At 36.4% G+C, this 16,332-nt stretch carries 14 protein-coding genes and 1 pseudogene; 13 read left to right on the top strand and 2 right to left on the bottom strand.

Translation table 11 applies throughout. From position 1 onward, the window contains the following. Positions 1 to 180: 180 nt before the first annotated feature. Complete coding sequence (locus AAC037_RS05185; RefSeq protein ID WP_339901980.1) at positions 181 to 579, top strand: hypothetical protein; 399 nt, start codon at positions 181 to 183, stop codon at positions 577 to 579. Here the strand turns inward: AAC037_RS05185 and AAC037_RS05180 are convergent. Together AAC037_RS05180 and AAC037_RS05175 are read right to left on the bottom strand one after the other, a co-directional pair. Beyond that, positions 569 to 2,356 carry a glycoside hydrolase family 15 protein gene (locus AAC037_RS05180; protein WP_339901979.1) on the bottom strand — a complete coding sequence of 596 codons (1,788 nt, stop codon included), beginning with the start codon at positions 2,354 to 2,356 and terminating at the stop codon, positions 569 to 571. The genes AAC037_RS05185 and AAC037_RS05180 overlap by 11 nt on opposite strands. A 123-nt stretch (positions 2,357 to 2,479) precedes the next feature. Next, positions 2,480 to 2,980 (bottom strand): UpxY family transcription antiterminator, encoded by a 501-nt coding sequence (locus AAC037_RS05175; protein WP_339901978.1) that lies wholly within the window; start codon positions 2,978 to 2,980, stop codon positions 2,480 to 2,482. 386 nt (positions 2,981 to 3,366) lie between these two features. Between AAC037_RS05175 and AAC037_RS05170 the strand changes: the two genes are divergently transcribed. From AAC037_RS05170 to AAC037_RS05115, 12 genes and pseudogenes are all read left to right on the top strand, one after another. Next, complete coding sequence (locus AAC037_RS05170; protein WP_339901977.1) at positions 3,367 to 4,362, top strand: sugar phosphate nucleotidyltransferase; 996 nt, start codon at positions 3,367 to 3,369, stop codon at positions 4,360 to 4,362. 4 nt (positions 4,363 to 4,366) lie between these two features. Further along, the gene (locus AAC037_RS05165; RefSeq protein WP_339901976.1) at positions 4,367 to 5,320 is read left to right on the top strand and encodes a GDP-L-fucose synthase; all 954 of its coding nucleotides are present in this window, start codon (positions 4,367 to 4,369) and stop codon (positions 5,318 to 5,320) included. Positions 5,321 to 5,363: 43 nt separating this feature from the next. Next, a complete protein-coding gene (gene gmd / locus AAC037_RS05160) occupies positions 5,364 to 6,503 on the top strand; it encodes a GDP-mannose 4,6-dehydratase (RefSeq protein WP_339901975.1) in 1,140 nt (379 codons plus the stop codon). 463 nt (positions 6,504 to 6,966) lie between these two features. Next, a complete protein-coding gene (locus tag AAC037_RS05155; RefSeq protein WP_339901974.1) occupies positions 6,967 to 9,588 on the top strand; it encodes an SLBB domain-containing protein in 2,622 nt (873 codons plus the stop codon). A 170-nt stretch (positions 9,589 to 9,758) separates the two neighbouring features. After that, complete coding sequence (locus AAC037_RS05150; protein ID WP_339901973.1) at positions 9,759 to 10,664, top strand: glycosyltransferase; 906 nt, start codon at positions 9,759 to 9,761, stop codon at positions 10,662 to 10,664. A gap of 11 nt (positions 10,665 to 10,675) precedes the next feature. After that, entirely contained in the window at positions 10,676 to 11,806 is a 1,131-nt protein-coding gene (locus AAC037_RS05145) for a Wzz/FepE/Etk N-terminal domain-containing protein (RefSeq protein ID WP_339901972.1), read from the top strand. After that, entirely contained in the window at positions 11,799 to 12,755 is a 957-nt protein-coding gene (locus tag AAC037_RS05140; RefSeq protein WP_339901971.1) for a glycosyltransferase, read from the top strand. The genes AAC037_RS05145 and AAC037_RS05140 overlap by 8 nt, the downstream gene beginning before the upstream one ends. Before the next feature lie 10 nt (positions 12,756 to 12,765). Further along, the gene (locus tag AAC037_RS05135) at positions 12,766 to 13,953 is read left to right on the top strand and encodes an O-antigen ligase family protein (RefSeq protein WP_339901970.1); all 1,188 of its coding nucleotides are present in this window, start codon (positions 12,766 to 12,768) and stop codon (positions 13,951 to 13,953) included. Between the two features lies 1 nt (position 13,954). Continuing rightward, positions 13,955 to 14,821 carry a glycosyltransferase family 2 protein gene (locus AAC037_RS05130; RefSeq protein WP_339901969.1) on the top strand — a complete coding sequence of 289 codons (867 nt, stop codon included), beginning with the start codon at positions 13,955 to 13,957 and terminating at the stop codon, positions 14,819 to 14,821. Continuing rightward, entirely contained in the window at positions 14,821 to 15,318 is a 498-nt protein-coding gene (pssD, locus tag AAC037_RS05125) for a PssD/Cps14F family polysaccharide biosynthesis glycosyltransferase (RefSeq protein WP_339901968.1), read from the top strand. The genes AAC037_RS05130 and pssD overlap by 1 nt, the downstream gene beginning before the upstream one ends. Next, positions 15,315 to 15,782: a PssE/Cps14G family polysaccharide biosynthesis glycosyltransferase gene (pssE, locus tag AAC037_RS05120; protein ID WP_339901967.1), complete on the top strand. Its 468-nt coding sequence runs from the start codon at positions 15,315 to 15,317 to the stop codon at positions 15,780 to 15,782. The genes pssD and pssE overlap by 4 nt, the downstream gene beginning before the upstream one ends. Before the next feature lie 13 nt (positions 15,783 to 15,795). Further along, positions 15,796 to 16,332 (top strand): annotated as a pseudogene (locus AAC037_RS05115) (hypothetical protein); the annotation flags it as partial.

Below are 16,332 nucleotides of genomic sequence, written 5' to 3'. Positions count from 1 at the left end.
ATTTAGTGTGAATAGATAAATTCGTTTCCGATTTTGGAACAGTACAAAGTTGGGGAGTGCGGCTACATTTAGTCCGATGTTATACGTTTGTATCCGTTTGTAAACGTTTGTAAACGTTTACAAACGTTTTTTTAAATTTATTTTATACTTATATTAGGTTAAATAAGTGTTTTATAAAAGATGTCACCTCGAATTCAAAATTGTATAGATTGCGGAGCCCCGCTAAATGGAAGGGCTGATAAACGGTTTTGTGATGATTATTGTAGGATCCATTACAATAATAAAATGAAATCCGGAGGCAATAATTTTATTCGAAACATTAACAATGCCTTGAAAAAAAACAGAAACATTCTTGCAAGTGTGCTGAAAGATGGAGAAGATACAACTAAAATTTCTAGAGAAAAATTATTAAACAGTGGCTTTATTTTTAAGTATGGAACGCATTCCTATACAACAAAAAAAGGCAGTAAATACATTTACTGCTATGATTATGGCTACCTCAAACTTGAACATGACTGGTTTTTGGTGGTTAGATTAAAAAATGAGCATTTGGACAAGCCAAATTCTATCAAAGGATAAAATTTGGCTTGTCTAGTTTTTTGTCAATTCTGTAAGCTGCATTCAATAGTCCTACATGGCTGTAAGTTTGAGGGAAATTACCCCACTGACTACCGGTATGTTGATCCACATCCTCTGAAAATAATTGCAAGTGGTTGCAATATTTACTGAGTGTCTCAAAGCCTTCCAATGCTTCATCCAAGCGATTAACGCAAGCCAAGGCTTCAATGTACCAGAAAGCACATATTAAGAAGGTGGTTTCCGGAGCGCCAAAATCATCTTGATGTTTGTACCTGTAAAACAAGTAGTTTTTGGCCAAGAGATCTTCTTCCAAAGCTTTTAAGTGATTGTTGGCTTTCTCTATATCGTCACCAAAATATCCCATAGTGATTAATTGCAAAGTGCTTGCATCCATGTGTTTAGATCCTATGGCTTGTGCATAAGCTTTTCTTTCAGGAATATAACAAGCCTCTATCTTCTGGATCGACTTATTTTTCAAATCGATGGCTTTTTCCATCATTTCTGTGTCGTTCATCCGTTCTGCTATTTTGATGGCCGCACATGATCCTGCCCAATGGAAAAGGAAGGTGTAGCAATGCTCTTGCTGTAAATTCCTAAATTCCCACAGTCCGGCATCTTTTTCATCCATAGTTTCTTCAATTTTATCAAGTAGGTTATTGATAAAAGGTTTTGAATGACTTTTTTCGGATTCTACAAACCGTTTGTCAGCGTATAGAGGGAGTAAGGTTACCAATACTTGTCCGTAAAGATCATTTTGAATATGGGTATAAGCGTCGTTGCCAAACCTGACGGGTTTTTCACCTTTGTAACCATCCAGATCCGAGATAACCTCAATAAGTTTGGAGGACCCTGTAATGGCATATAATGGCTGGTACCTGCCTCTATTATCAGTAGGAAGGTTTTGTAGATATTCAAAATACCTTTCCAGTTCCTCAAAATGGCCAAGATGATTAAAAACATTTAAGGTATAATAGGCATCTCTCATCCAACAATACCGATAGTCCCAGTTTCTAGTTGAGCCGGGCGACTCCGGTAGACTGGAAGTAGATGAAGCGATTATTCCCCCGGTATCTTCATACTGGTGAATTTTTAGAATCAGTGAAGAGCGGACAACCAGTCTCTGGTGAAAATTTGGAATACTTGTAGATTTAACCCAATTTCTCCAATACTTAAGTGTAGCGATTAAAAATTTTTCAACCGTACTTTCTATAGGAGCTTCTAAGGGGCTGCCATAAGTAAGCACCAGGTATACTGTTTTTTGAAGGTGAAAAGCCTCCTCTTCCATTATATAAGTAATGGAGCAATTGGTGGTAAGTCTAACTTCTTGATCTCTTCCGGAGTATTGGATGTGATTGCTTTCTGGAATTGCTTTTAGTTTATTTTTACCGTAGTTTGAAACGGGATGGCAATTGATTTTGATCTTAGGTTCACCTTTAATGGGTTTGATTTTCCGAATTACCATGGATGGTTTAAAATACCTTTCATAATTGAAAAACCTTGGGGCAAAATCTGTGACCTTATAAGCCTCACCCTCCGCAGTCTCAATAAATGTGTCGAGGATATTAGAATTTTCACGGTATTCTTGACGAGAAGTAAAGTTATTGTCGGGAGGTAGGATAGTAAATTCCCCGCCTTTTTCCTTGTCAAGCATGCTGCCAAATAAAAAATCACTGTCAAATCTTGGCATACAAAGCCAACTTATATTTGTGTTTTTTTCGATGTGAGCGATGTAACTACAATTGCCTATTAATCCGGTGCCGTAGGTATGCTTTTCCATAAAAGTAGGATGTGTTTAGAGTGATTATATTAGTGGTTTTTTAACAATATGAAACCAAAAACTGCCATCGGTGGCACAAGTTATTAAAAATATTGTGCTTTATTAATGAATTGATAATATTTATCAGATGATTTTCAAAAATTTTCTTGGAACATTCACTAGCATACTTTGATTGATGCTGGGAATGCGGATGATAAAGTAATCTTGATTAGACTTTTTAATGCATTCTCCTTGTAAGCCTTGTAAAGGCCCGCCAAGAATTTTTACCATTTCTCCTTTCTCAATATTGTCTGTATCTACTTCTACCGAAACCCCTGTATCAATGATACGCTGAATGGTTTCAATTTCTTCTTGCCTTATATAAGAATGCTCTCCGGAAAAGTTGATAAACTTTACAGCACCCGTAACTTGGAGAGATTCCCATAATCTTTCTTTACTAGTATGAACGAAAACGTATCCGTTAAATAAGGGTTTTTGAATTTTTTTCTTTCGATCACTCCACTGTCTAATTTCTTCAACCATAGGGAGGTATACTTCTGTGCCTTTTTCTTTTAGCCTTTCCGCTACTTTTTTTTCTGCTCTTGGGGCGGTGTACATTACGTACCAGTTAAGCTTTTCAGTCATTTTTTTACTAAGGGTTAAAAACCGAAAGTACCGAAAATATCGGCCATACTTCAAATTTGAATGGATAAAAATAAATAATTATACTGATAATCAACCATAGAAATTCACTACAAATAATAAAAAACGCATTTTAAATATATGATATAGCTATTTGAAAAATTATTAATATGATATTCAATTTTTAATTACTTTTGTACGTGGCTTCAATTCCATCTTAATTTGGTTTTAACAAATTAAAAAGCCTTTAATTTTTTTAGGTATTTTTGTTGTTACCAAGTATTTTTGAAAAATATTAAAGAACCTATTTTAAATTTTAATTGATTATATTTTGTGGAAAGGTAGTCGGATAGGTTATGGTCTACCAATAACAGTGAAAATGCAAATTCATGAAAATCGTTAATGTAATATTATCAGGAGGAGTTGGCAGTAGGCTGTGGCCTCTTTCCAGGAAAAGTAAGCCTAAACAATATCTTCCCATTTTTGAAGGGCAATCACTTTTTGAGAAAACTGTTATTAGAAATTCAAAAGTATGTAACCAAGTAATGGTGGTGGGGGGAGTGGACAATTACCAACTCTCAAGAGATATATTAAATAAAAATGAAAACGCCGATTATTTGGAATTGGTTGAAGCTGCGCCACGAAATACCGCTGCTGCCATAGCATTTGCAGCGTCGTCATTACCAGAAGATGCGATCATGTTGGTTACTCCTTCAGATCATTTAATTGGAGATCAGGAAGTTTATGATGCATCAATAGATCAGGCCATTGACATGGCCAAAAAGGGTTTTTTGGTTACTTTTGGACTTATTCCCAATAAACCCGAAACCGGATTTGGATACATTGAGCATGAGGGGAATGATGTAATTAGCTTTAGAGAAAAACCTGGACTAGCGCAAGCTGAATCGTATTTGGAACAAGGTAACTTTCTTTGGAATAGTGGCATGTTCTGTTTTGAAGCAGGTACTTACCTGAACGAACTGAAAAAACATGAGCCAGAAGTTTATGAAACTTCCTTAGTTGCTTTAGAAAATGCTAAAGATGGCTTTTTACCACTAGATTTAAGCATGAAAATTCCATCGATCAGCGTGGATTATGCAGTGATGGAGAAATCGAATAAAATTAAAGTTGTACCTTCAAGCTTTTCATGGTCAGATATGGGGTCCTTTGAAGCCTTGTTTGATTATTATCCAGAAGGAAGCAAAGAAAAGGTAGGTGGCAATTTAGTATTGGGCTCTGGCAAGCATGTTGAATTTGTGGGCTTGGAAGATGTTGTGTTGGTAGAGACTAAGGATGCTATTCTTGTATTGAACCGGAGTAATGCTCAAGATGTTAAAAAAGTATATGAAAGATTAGAAAAGGAAAATCCGAGATTACTAAGTTAAGGAAATGGTAAATAATAACACTAAAATTTATATTGCAGGACACCGTGGAATGGTGGGTTCTGCGATCCATAGGTCACTTGAAAGTAAGGGATATACAAATATAATTGGCTTTAGTAGTAAATATCTGGATTTGACCAATCAGCAAGCGGTTAAGGATTTTTTTGAAAAAGAAAAGCCTCAAATAGTAATTGATGCTGCAGCGAGAGTAGGAGGAATATTGGCCAATAATAATTATCCTTATACTTTTCTTATGGAGAATATGTTGATTCAAAATAATTTGATCAATTATTCCCATCAGTATGGTGTGGAAAAATTTATCTTCTTGGGAAGTTCTTGTATTTATCCCAAGTTGGCACCGCAACCTTTAAAAGAAGATAGCCTACTAACCTCCTCATTGGAGCCGACTAACGAATGGTATGCACTAGCAAAAATTACGGGAGTAAAAGCCTGTGATGCAATTCGTAAACAATATGGCAAAGACTTTATTAGTTTAATGCCTACTAATCTCTATGGGCCTTACGATAATTTTGATTTGGAGACTTCACATGTGTTGCCCGCCATGATCAGAAAATTTCATGAAGCCAAAGAAAATGGCCACAAACCTGTTACTCTTTGGGGATCAGGTTCTCCAATGAGAGAGTTTTTGCATGTAAATGATATGGCAGATGCAGTCGTATTTGCAGTCGAAAACAGCTTTAAAGATAACCTTTACAATGTAGGTACTGGGAAAGATTTAACCATAAAATCTCTAGCAGAACTGATCCAAAAAATTACAGGACATACCGGAAAAATTGAGTGGGATAGTGAGAAACCGGACGGTACTCCACGTAAATTAATGGATGTAAGTAAAATGTCTGATGCCGGTTGGCAGGCAAAAATTGGCCTTGAAGAAGGTGTTAAGGAAACCTACCAATGGTTTTTGAATAATATCGGCCAATATAAACAAGTGAAACTTTAACTATAGAATTTATTTATTTAACAGCTCATTAATTTAGATGTCTATGAAAACGGCGTTAATTACAGGTATAACAGGTCAGGATGGTGCTTATCTTGCAGAACTTTTATTGTCAAAAGGATATATTGTTCACGGAATAAAAAGAAGATCCTCTTTGTTTAATACGGATAGGATTGATCACTTGTATCAAGACCCACACGAGGATGACAAGCGTTTATTCCTTCATTATGGTGACTTGACAGATTCAATGAATTTGACGAGAATCATCCAAGAAACCAAACCGGATGAGATTTACAATCTGGCAGCCATGAGTCATGTGAAAGTGAGCTTTGATACGCCGGAATATACAGCAAATGCTGATGGCATAGGCACCTTAAGGATTTTGGAAGCTGTTCGCCTTTTGGGAATGGAGAAAACCACCAAAATCTATCAGGCATCTACTTCCGAGCTTTATGGTTTGGTTCAGGCAGTTCCTCAATCAGAGACTACTCCATTCTATCCCAGGTCTCCTTACGCCGTTGCAAAACTATATGGTTATTGGATAACTGTAAATTACAGAGAAGCATACGGTATGTATGCTTGTAATGGTATCCTATTCAACCACGAATCTCCTTTAAGAGGTGAAACTTTTGTGACCAGGAAAATCACCAGAGCTGTTGCAAAAATTGCATTGGGTTTTCAAGATAAGCTTTTTATGGGAAACTTAGATGCCAAAAGAGATTGGGGACATGCTAAGGATTATGTTGATGCCATGTGGAGAATTCTTCAGCAGGATGAACCTGAAGATTATGTAATTGCTACTGGCGTGACTACCAAAGTAAGAGACTTTATTAGAATGGCTTTTGAATTAGTCGGGTTTACCTTAAAGTTTGAAGGTGAAGGCTTGGATGAAAAAGGGATTTTAGAATCCATTGACAAAGAAAAAGCCTTTGAGGTTTTGGGGACTTCAACTTTCAACGTGAAAAAGGGGGATGTTTTGGTTAATGTGGATCCGGCATATTTTAGACCTACAGAGGTTGACTTATTAATTGGTGACCCTAATAAGGCAATGACCAAACTGGACTGGAAACCAAAATATGATCTAAAACTCTTGGTAGAAGACATGGTACTTTCTGATGTCAGTTTGTTTAAGAGAGATGTGCACCTAATGAAAGGTGGACATAAAGTATTGAATCAAGCAGAGTAGTCAGTTCTTTAAATTTACTTTGTATAATAAGGAGCAAAACATTTATTTGTTTTGCTCCTTTATGTTTTTACCGTTGTTAAACTTTGTGTTAAAGCCAATTACTCCAGTGTTGTAATTCACTTTTCGCCTATCCTTAAGATGCAGGGGTAAAGAGCCTTTTGTCTTTCACAAACCTTAAAAATGAGATTCCGTATTTACCTATGTTCTCTTTCTTTTGTATAAGGTTCAATTAAATGTTGATTAGCTTGACTATGGATTTAAAAAATCCATTTTATGTTAATTCCATAGGTATTGCTTACTTTTGTGGGGTAATTTGAATAGGGCCAATTTTTGGTACGATTGGACCATTTCAATGATGGAATACTCTATTACTAAATGTAACTGAGGTGGCGAAGCTGTAGGTTTTTTTAAGCACAATTCTTCATCAGTTTTCATTTTTCCTTTAATTTAAAGAATCTATAAAATGATCAGTAAATTCATCCATAAATTAAGATTTTCACCGATAATATTTCTTCTTTTTATTGGGTCAATTGGTTATAGCCAATCTATTCAAGATATTCAAAATCTTAAAGTTGATGAGCTGTCGGATGCTCAGATTGAGCAGTTGATAAAACGGGCAGAATCTTCAGGTATGAATGAAATACAACTGGAAGCCATGGCCAGAGAGAAAGGTATGCCGGCATCTGAGATTGCCAAATTGCGACAGAGAATTGATTCCTTGAAGAAAGGAAACAATGAATCAGTAGCCGGTAAAGGTAGCGGTAGAAATAGTCAGAGAGAGGTAGTGGGTGCAACCATGCAGCCAAATGTTTTTGATAGCTTGAGAAAAGCTGATCCCTATTATGATTTAAGTCCTCAACAAAAAAAGATTTTTGGCTATACTTTGTTTCACAACCAAGAATTGAATTTCAATCCTAATTTAAATATCCCTACACCGGAAAGTTATATACTGGGGACAGGCGATCAAATCTTAGTAGATGTGTATGGTGCATCTCAGGCAACTTTTGACATGACGGTTTCCCCTGAAGGTAAAATTTTAATCCCAAATGTTGGGCCTGTTAATATAGGAGGTGCCAGTGTGGAAAGCGCTAGATTAAGGGTTAAAAATGCATTATCACAAATTTACTCAGGATTGAAGGGATCAAACCCAAATACATTTTTACAACTGCGGGTTGGAAATATTAGGAGTATTCAGGTCACTATGGCCGGAGAACTAAACAAACCGGGAACTTATACTTTGCCTTCCTTTGCAAATGTTTTCAATGCCCTTTATTTGGCAGGTGGGCCAAATGAAATTGGATCGTTTAGAAATATTCAGGTTTATAGAGACAGCAAATCTGTGGGACAGGTTGATGTTTATGATTTTTTGGTTAATGGGAATTCAAAAGGGAATATTGTCTTACAAGACAATGATGTGGTGATCGTTCCTCCTATCCAAACAAGGGTGGAGCTGGAGGGGCCGGTACGCCGTCCCGGGCTATTTGAGGTAAAAGGGGATGAAAACATTCATGATTTATTGGCTTTTGCTGGAGGTTTCAAAAGCGAGGCATACAAAGAGCTTATAACAGTTAAAAGAACCACCAATCAAAATTTGAGAGTAGATAATATTTTCAATAAGGAATTTGATTCCTTTTCTATCAAGGATGGAGATTTATTTGTGGTAGGTAGTATACTTGAAAGGTATGACAACAGGGTCCAGGTTTCAGGGGCAGTTTTCAGACCTGGTGAATTTGCTATTACTGAAGGTATGACCGTAAAGTCTCTAGTAGAGATCGCAGGAGGACTTAGAGGAGATGCTTTTTCTGAAAGAGCCACCTTATACCGAACCAACCCGGATTTTACCATGGAAGTGTTAACCTTAGATTTGGGTGAAATTCTTACCGGAGATTCAGTAGATGTACCTCTTATGCGAGAAGATATATTAAACATTCCAAGTAAGTATGACCTGAAAGAAGAATATTATGTTCAGATTTCCGGAGAAGTAAATAGAACAGGGGTTTTCCAATATGCAAAAAACATGACCGTTGCTGATTTGATTACCAAAGCCAGTGGTTTTAAAGAGTCTGCATCTAGCGCCAATATTGAAATAGCCAGAAGAGTGAAGGGGGAAGTTGGGGGTGAAATAGCAAAAATATTAACGGTATCCATTGATGAAAACTTAAAAATCAGTGAATCGGAGAGAGAAATTATTTTAGAGCCATTTGATCATGTATTTGTTAGAAAAAGTCCGGGCTTTCAAGAAGAAAAAATTGTGTATGTTGAAGGCGAAGTTTTTTACCCCGGAGGCTTTACCCTTGAAAAAAGAGATGAAAGAATTTCCGATGTGCTGAAGAGGGCCGGGGGGCTGAATAATTATGCCTACCCTAAAGGAGCTACCTTAATAAGGAGAACGGAGTTTTTTAAAACCGAGACCGAGGAAAATATAAAGCTTGAGCAATTGGAGTCCTTACATAGGAACATCATCCGTGAAGATGAAATTGAAAATGCTGAAGCTGAAGGGAAACTTTTGGAGAGGATAGATAATAGAATGGAACTGTTGATGCAAGAGGAGAGAAAAACCAATGAGAAGTTAAAACAGTCCGATAGTATTTCCGAAGATAAATATCAATTCTTGGGTGAGGGAGACAGCACGGTAATGGAAGTAGCCACGAGAGATAAAGAGCTTATAGGTATTGATCTTATGAAAATTCTTGCTCAACCCGGTTCCAAGTATGACTTGATATTGCAGGAGGGGGATGTGATCAGTATTCCAAAAGAGCTACAAACAGTCAGAATGAGAGGAGAAGTGCTCTACCCAACTACGGCTAGATATGATATGTCCCGCGGTTTTAGAAATTATATATCCAGAGCCGGTGGCTTTACGGAACAGGCCAGAAAATCTAGAGCTTATGTAGTCTATGCCAATGGGGATGTCCATCGAACTAATAAGTTCTTGTTTTTTAACTTTTTTCCAAAAATTGAACCCGGAGCTGAAATTATAGTTCCTCAAAAGCCAAAGCGCGAGCCAATGTCTGTCCAAGCTTGGATAGGAATTGCATCAAGTCTTGCAACTTTAGGGATTTTAATAGACCGTATTTCCAATTAGCAGATCTTGATTTCTTTACCACTTTATTGAATGAAGTATCTACCGTATTGTTTCTATTAAAAAGTGATATAATAACCTTGGTTCTAGGAAGATTAATAATACCTTCCTAATAATTCATCATCGATCTTTGTTTAAAAAGGAGGTTTATTGAAGCAAAATAAATTTTTAAAGTGAAAGTCAAAGCATCAGAAAATAGTGAGCATTCATTTGTAGATGTTTCTGTAATAATCCCAACCTATAGGGATTGGAAAAGGCTCAACCTTTGTTTGCTAGGACTTAAAAAACAGACCTTTTCTTCAAGTAAGTTTGAAATTATAGTAGTCAATAATGATCCTTTGGACCCAGTTCCCGATTTCGTAGAAACCAAAGGTTGTAAAATTTTAGAGGAAAAAAAGCCGGGATCTTATGCAGCTAGAAATACAGGCATGAAGGTAGCAAAGGGAGAGATTTATGCATTTACAGATTCTGATTGTATTCCAGATCCAAACTGGCTAAAAGAGGGGGTGAAAAAAATGGAAAATTCCATGGTTTCGAGAGTAGGTGGCAAGATAAAATTGTTTTGCCCTGAAAAAGGAAGCCACTTTGCATTTATTTATGAAAAGTATTTGGCATTTCAGCAAGAACGAAATGTCAAGGTGTTCCAGAAATCGGTTACAGGTAATTTCTTCGCAAAAAGATATCTTTTTGAGCTTTATGGAGGTTTTGATGAAGAGTTGATGTCTGGAGGAGATTTTTTTTGGAACCTACGGTTAAGCAAGCATGGGGAAAAGATTGCTTTTGCTGATAAGGCTGTGATTAATCATCCCTCACGCTTGTCTTTGTCTGAGATTGCTACTAAGAAAAAACGAACAGCTTCAGGGTATTACAAAGAAACATATTCTAAATTTAATTTGGGGAAGAAGATAATCGTACTTACAAAACGATTGATGCCTCCAATTAATAGGATAAACCATATAGTGTTTGCGTCTACAAAAGATTATGTCCAAGTGCTTATTATTCGCTGGTATGTGGAATCAATAGGTGTCCTACACTTGATTAAATTGCAACTGGCGAGTATAAGAAACAAGAAAAATTAAAATTGTATTTAATGAAAAAGTACATTTCCCACATGGATCAATTTATTAAGAAATCTCTTCATGAGGAAGAAATTCTTATTAAAGACTTGATCAATGAAATCATAGCTTTTAAAAAATGGATAATTACCGTAGCCGTAACGGTATTCGCCTTAGGCTTGGTCTATATTTTTACATCTTCGGATGAATATACTACTACATCCAAATTGTTAATGGAACAGTCAAATGGTATCAACTCCAAAGCTTTGGGAGGCTTGGCATCCATTTCCGGTCTGGGTAATTTAGGAATAGGAAATCAAAACACTGAAGCCTTACCGCCAGAACTGATCCCTGATCTTGTTTTAGAAAGTGACTTTTTAAAACGCCTTATGTACGAGAAAGTATATTATGAGGAAGCTGGAGACAGTATTACCCTATTGCAATTTGTCAATGAATATGAAAAACACAATTTTTATTATCACTTGGTGCGGTTTCCCGGCAAACTGAAGTCTGTGTTTTCATCCAGTTCTGTTGAAACAGATGTTGATTTAAATGCAGAAAAGAATCATGAAGAGGAAGCTATTTTAGCATTTGATCCCAAAGAGAGGAAAACAATTGCGCAGCTTAGGACACGAATAGACGTGGAAAAAGAAGAACGCTTATTGGTAATTCAAACCAAAATGCCGGAACCTTTGGCAAGCGCCCAGTTCAACGAGATTTTAAGTAGGTTTCTCAAAGCATATTTAACCAAAATAATACTAGATAAGGACGTCCAGAATTTTGAATTTATTAAAGAACGTTCCAACGAAGCTAAAAACAGGGTGGAGCAAACTCAAATGAAATTGGCCAACTTTAGAGATAGTAATAGGGGGATAAACTCTCAGTTATTAAAAACCGAAGAGGATAGGCTTTTGGCTGATTTCAATCTGGAGTTTAGCCTCTATAATTCTCTGGCGCAACAAATGGAGCAAGCTCGCATCAAAGTACAAAATGCTACTCCTCTTATGACGGTATTCCAGAAACCTCAACTGCCTACCTCTCCAAGTGAACCGAAAATTGTATTATTAAGTATTGTATTCCTGATATTAGGTGGAATTATTGGACTATTATTCTTTTTTGGGCTTCTAGTTTTAAGAATGCTAACCATACATTTTACGAATGTTTAGTGTAATAATCCCTATTTACAATAAATTTCCACACTTAGACCGTTCCATTAATTCGGTCTTAAATCAGAAATTTAAAGAATGGGAACTATTGTTAGTAGACGACGGGTCTACCGATGGAAGCTTAGAGAAGGCGAAAACTTACAGCGATAATAGAATTCAAGTATTCCAAAGAAATGAACCAGGCCCGGGAGGTTATGCAGCAAGAAACTTGGGGATTGCTAAAGCCAAATACGATTGGGCTGTCTTTCTGGATGCTGATGATGAATGGTTAGACAATCATTTAGAAACTTTTTTTGAGTTAATTAAATTTCAGCCAAAAGCTAAAATTATATCCAGCTCATGGACGGATAATTTTGAAGAAAATAAGGAAGGAAGATTTTTCCCTAACAGTTATCACATAAAGCACAAAGCCAGAGGCGTTCACGAAATTGAAATTAAGGCTTATTTAAAGAATAGTATCATGGGTGCACCACCATTCTGGACCGGAGCTGTAGGTTTTCAGAAGAAATTGCTTAAGGATATAGGAGGTTTTCCAGAAGGCAGGTGTAAAAGAGGAGGAGATGTAGATACTTGGTTAAGGGCAATTTTTTATGGTGAATTAGCCATTTGGTCCCCAGAATTAACTGTGGTATACCACAGGGATTCGGTAAATATGGTAACCAAAGTAGAAGGGTTTGAAATGGGCTGTGAAGCAACTACAGTGAAACATTTGGCTTCTTCAATCGCAGATAAGCAAATAATCAGGCTTTTATTCCAGTTTTTAAATGCCAGAATTGTGAGTAGGTGGCTACAAACATTAAGGGTAGGGAAAAACCCGGGTTCTTTATGGAGTAAAGTAAAGTGGAAATACCTCACCCGAAAAGGTCTAGTGATCACATTAAGCTCTATTTTACCTTCCACAATTAGCAAGCGAATATACCGGTGGGCGAGTAAAGCCAAATACGATTAATACTAGACATTTGAAAATATCACTTCCGAATAGCATTCAGTTAAAAAAAATCCTACAGTGGGATTTTTTCTCTGTTTTAATAATGGTATTGCTCTTTTTGAGAGTTCTTGTAGACAGAGCGGGATTTGGTGCTGTCATTGGTCTAGCTTTGCTTGGATGTTTTTTTTTATTGTTAATTTTTAAGTTAAAGTTACCCAAATACCTGTTACTTTATTCATCCTTATTTTTCATTCTAATTGGATATGCCTTTATCAATGCCTCGGTAATACATGGTGAACCACTGTATACCATTAGGGGTGTAATTCGCTATTTTTATTATTTCGCCAGGTTTATTTTGGCTTATTACAGCAAGGTCTCTTTCAAGCAAATTTTCTTGTTATATACAATTATTGTTTTAATTGAAAGTGCTTTGGCATTTGTCCAATTTTTATTTATGGGTATGCCAAGGCCGAGTGGGACCTTTATTAATTCAAATCATTTTAGCTATTTTCTTGTACCCTATTTCTCTATTTTATTGATCGTCTATAAAAGGTATATTTCAGCTTTTTTTATCTTCCTCTTGTCGGCGTTTCTTGGAGGGATGGGTGGAGTAATTAGTTTGCTTTTGGTTCTATTTCTTTTTTTATCTCATTATGCCAGAAGGTGGCAAAAAGTGGTGGCCATTCTAGTTTTTCCCGTTTTTATAGCAGGAGCAGGGTTTTTAATGCAAAATAGAGTAAAAGAATTAACAGATGTAACAGCTATCTCGGAAAGGCTTGCAGAAAATAAAGCTGGTGGTGGGAGTTCCTTAGTATGGAGGATCGTTACATGGAAGCTTATGTACGATGAACTTGTTGAAAAGGATGGTTTGTACACCGGTATGGGCTTAGAGTACGCCTCTCTAATCAGCCCTTACTTTTTGGAAAGTAGTATAAGGGAGCCTCACAATGATTATTTGCGCATACTTTTGGAATTTGGCTTGCTCGGTTTTATTCTGTTTTTATATGGGATGTATTATGGTCTCTTCAGAATAAGAAAAAATGCAATTGAACAAAGTTCCTCCTATTACTATGCCATATATGCTGCTTTAGCTGCAATTTATTTAGGAATGATTGTTGGTAATATTGTAGTGTTGAGCACACTTTGGTGGCTGTTCTTAACTATCATAGCTATCATGCATAAAGAAGAAAAGCATAAAGAATCAAAAGCGTTCGTTTAAAATGACAGGAAAACTTGCTATTGTAACACCGGCAAAAAATGAGGCCAAAAATATCCCGAAATTAGTGGGTAGTATGGCCGGACAAACAAAAAGGCCCAATTTATGGATTTTTATAAATGATGGGAGTACAGACAATACTGTTCAAGTATTTGAAGAAGAAATAAAAAAGCATGGCACAGCTTTCGAAAATACAAGCATTCAGTTGATAAATTATGAAGATGAGGATCAATCTTATGCCCTGGGACCAAAATATAGCCGAATTATTAAATTTGGGTTGAATAAGATTTTAACACATGAGAAAGATTCGAAATATGAGTTTGTAGGAATTTTGGATAGTGACGTTTTCCCTGAAAAGGCATACTATGAGATATTATTAAATAAATTTGAGAAAAATCCCAAACTAGGAATTGCTTCGGCAGCAAAGCAACAGGAAGATTATGGAAATGAAATCATCACTAGCTATGTCAACAAAAGCTTCGCTCCAAGTGGTTTTAGAGTTTGGCGAAGGGCATGTCTGGATCAAACAGATTATTCTATATCTGTTTCGCAGGACTCTGTGTCTGCTGCCAGGGCCATTATGCTAGGTTGGAAGGTTCAGTCTTTTCCCGAACTAGAGGTTAGCCTAAGGCAACGTGGTGCAAAATTTGGTTTTGAGTATTATGGCAAGTCTGCCTATATGCGGCATGTCCCGTTTTTGTATGTGCTAGCCGGAGCTTCCAGGATGTATCTTTTAGGAAAAAAGAAAGATGCAAGACAATATATCAATGGTTATAAGAAATCAGCTAAGCAAAAGATTGATAGGATTGAAGACCCTCTTGCTATTAAATACTTTAAAAATAGATTTTTTTATAAACTACTAGGTAAATAATGAAACCTACAGTAATACTTTTGATTTATGGTTCAGGAGGGCACAGAGCCCAAATGGACAAATTATTAGCAAAAATTAATAAGGAGTATGAGGAGGGAAAAGCAAGCTTCATTGGGATTACTGAAAGTGAAGCCTCTATTATTCACCCTGATATTATTGAGACCTATGAACAACCCCCGTTTAGAAACAAGTATTTTTCTTTTATGAATTTGTTTAGTGCTCCTAGAAAGTACTTTAATTTTATTTCCTGTTTTGCTAAAATCAATAAGAATTACAAAGTTCTTTCTGTTATTTCAACGGGTCCGGGGTTGGCCATTCCTTTTTCTTTTTTATTTAAATTAAAACGTACAAAAATAGTTTTTATTGAAACTTGGTCACGTTTTGAAACCCAGTCATATGCGGGAAAAGTGATGTACAGAATTGCCGATAAATTCTATATACAGAACAAGTCCTTAAAAAAATTTTACCCTAAAGCCATTTATTCAGGATTATTATGAAAGTTTTGGTTACCGTAGGAACAACCAGGTTTGACTCCTTAATTAAGTATTTGGATGAAACATTTGCGGGGCTATCACATGCATTCACTTTTCAAATAGCTGATGGAAAATACATACCCGTCAACTTCCCCTATTTTAGATTTAGCCCTGATATTAATACCTATTATAAAGCCTCTGATTTGGTGATTTGTCATGCAGGAGCAGGTACTATTTATAAGTTGCTGGAAATGAAAAAGAAAATAATAATAGTTCCAAATACGGAAAGAATTGATAATCATCAGTTAGATATAGCGAGTTATATGGCAGCTAATGGGTATGCTATTTCTGTAAAGGATTTCTCGGAATTACCTCAAGAAATGCAGAGCGCAACACGGTCTGAAATGAAGATTTTTGAAAAACATGATTTTGATAAAACCCGAGAAATAATGTATTTTTGTACAGGGGATCTTGAAAACAAGTTATAGCAGGGATAAATAAATGACAAACAAATATCAATTACAAAAGGGGGTAAGTATACTGATCTTCTTTTTCGGGATAATCAATGCTTTTTCTCAGAATCTTGCCCCTGGCACAGCTATTTTGGAAGAGTATGGGAGGAGGGAGCAACTGCTAATAGGAGGATTGGATTCGCTTAAGCAGGACGGTTTAAGGCCTGACCTTTCTCTTCAATCCTTGTTCTTATCTCCTCAAAAAAAGTCAGAAAGTAAGATAAGCTATTCTGTATTCCCGATACAGTCAACCTTATTGTACAACAGTAAAAGACCTTATGGCTATGGTGGGTTTGGCATGCACAATGGAAGAGGGTACGAACAATATATTAGTGCCGGAGTTTATGGTAGACTTGGATTTTTACACCTTCAGGTTCAACCTGAATTCGTTTTTGCCCAGAATAAAAGATACCAAGGGTTTGGAAGCGATTTTCCTACCCAAGTTTTAAACGATAGATTCCATTACTGGAATAGAAACGACAAGCCTGAGTTACTTGCCGAAGGAAGCTCCACCAGGTTTTGGTGG

Source organism: uncultured Cyclobacterium sp. (genome assembly GCF_963976465.1).
Lineage (GTDB): Bacteria > Bacteroidota > Bacteroidia > Cytophagales > Cyclobacteriaceae > Cyclobacterium.
The sequence above is the reverse complement of the archived record's forward strand: the minus strand, read 5'-3'. Positions and strand labels throughout refer to the sequence as shown.

Excerpts from the sequence above, each read along its gene's own strand:
- AAC037_RS05185 (WP_339901980.1), top strand. The coding sequence starts at position 181 with ATGTCACCTCGAATTCAAAATTGTATAGATTGCGGAGCCCCGCTAAAT.
- AAC037_RS05180 (WP_339901979.1), bottom strand. The coding sequence starts at position 2,356 with ATGGAAAAGCATACCTACGGCACCGGATTAATAGGCAATTGTAGTTAC.
- AAC037_RS05175 (WP_339901978.1), bottom strand. The coding sequence starts at position 2,980 with ATGACTGAAAAGCTTAACTGGTACGTAATGTACACCGCCCCAAGAGCA.
- AAC037_RS05170 (WP_339901977.1), top strand. The coding sequence starts at position 3,367 with ATGAAAATCGTTAATGTAATATTATCAGGAGGAGTTGGCAGTAGGCTG.
- AAC037_RS05165 (WP_339901976.1), top strand. The coding sequence starts at position 4,367 with ATGGTAAATAATAACACTAAAATTTATATTGCAGGACACCGTGGAATG.
- gmd (WP_339901975.1), top strand. The coding sequence starts at position 5,364 with ATGAAAACGGCGTTAATTACAGGTATAACAGGTCAGGATGGTGCTTAT.
- AAC037_RS05155 (WP_339901974.1), top strand. The coding sequence starts at position 6,967 with ATGATCAGTAAATTCATCCATAAATTAAGATTTTCACCGATAATATTT.
- AAC037_RS05145 (WP_339901972.1), top strand. The coding sequence starts at position 10,676 with ATGAAAAAGTACATTTCCCACATGGATCAATTTATTAAGAAATCTCTT.
- AAC037_RS05140 (WP_339901971.1), top strand. The coding sequence starts at position 11,799 with ATGTTTAGTGTAATAATCCCTATTTACAATAAATTTCCACACTTAGAC.
- AAC037_RS05130 (WP_339901969.1), top strand. The coding sequence starts at position 13,955 with ATGACAGGAAAACTTGCTATTGTAACACCGGCAAAAAATGAGGCCAAA.
- pssD (WP_339901968.1), top strand. The coding sequence starts at position 14,821 with ATGAAACCTACAGTAATACTTTTGATTTATGGTTCAGGAGGGCACAGA.
- pssE (WP_339901967.1), top strand. The coding sequence starts at position 15,315 with ATGAAAGTTTTGGTTACCGTAGGAACAACCAGGTTTGACTCCTTAATT.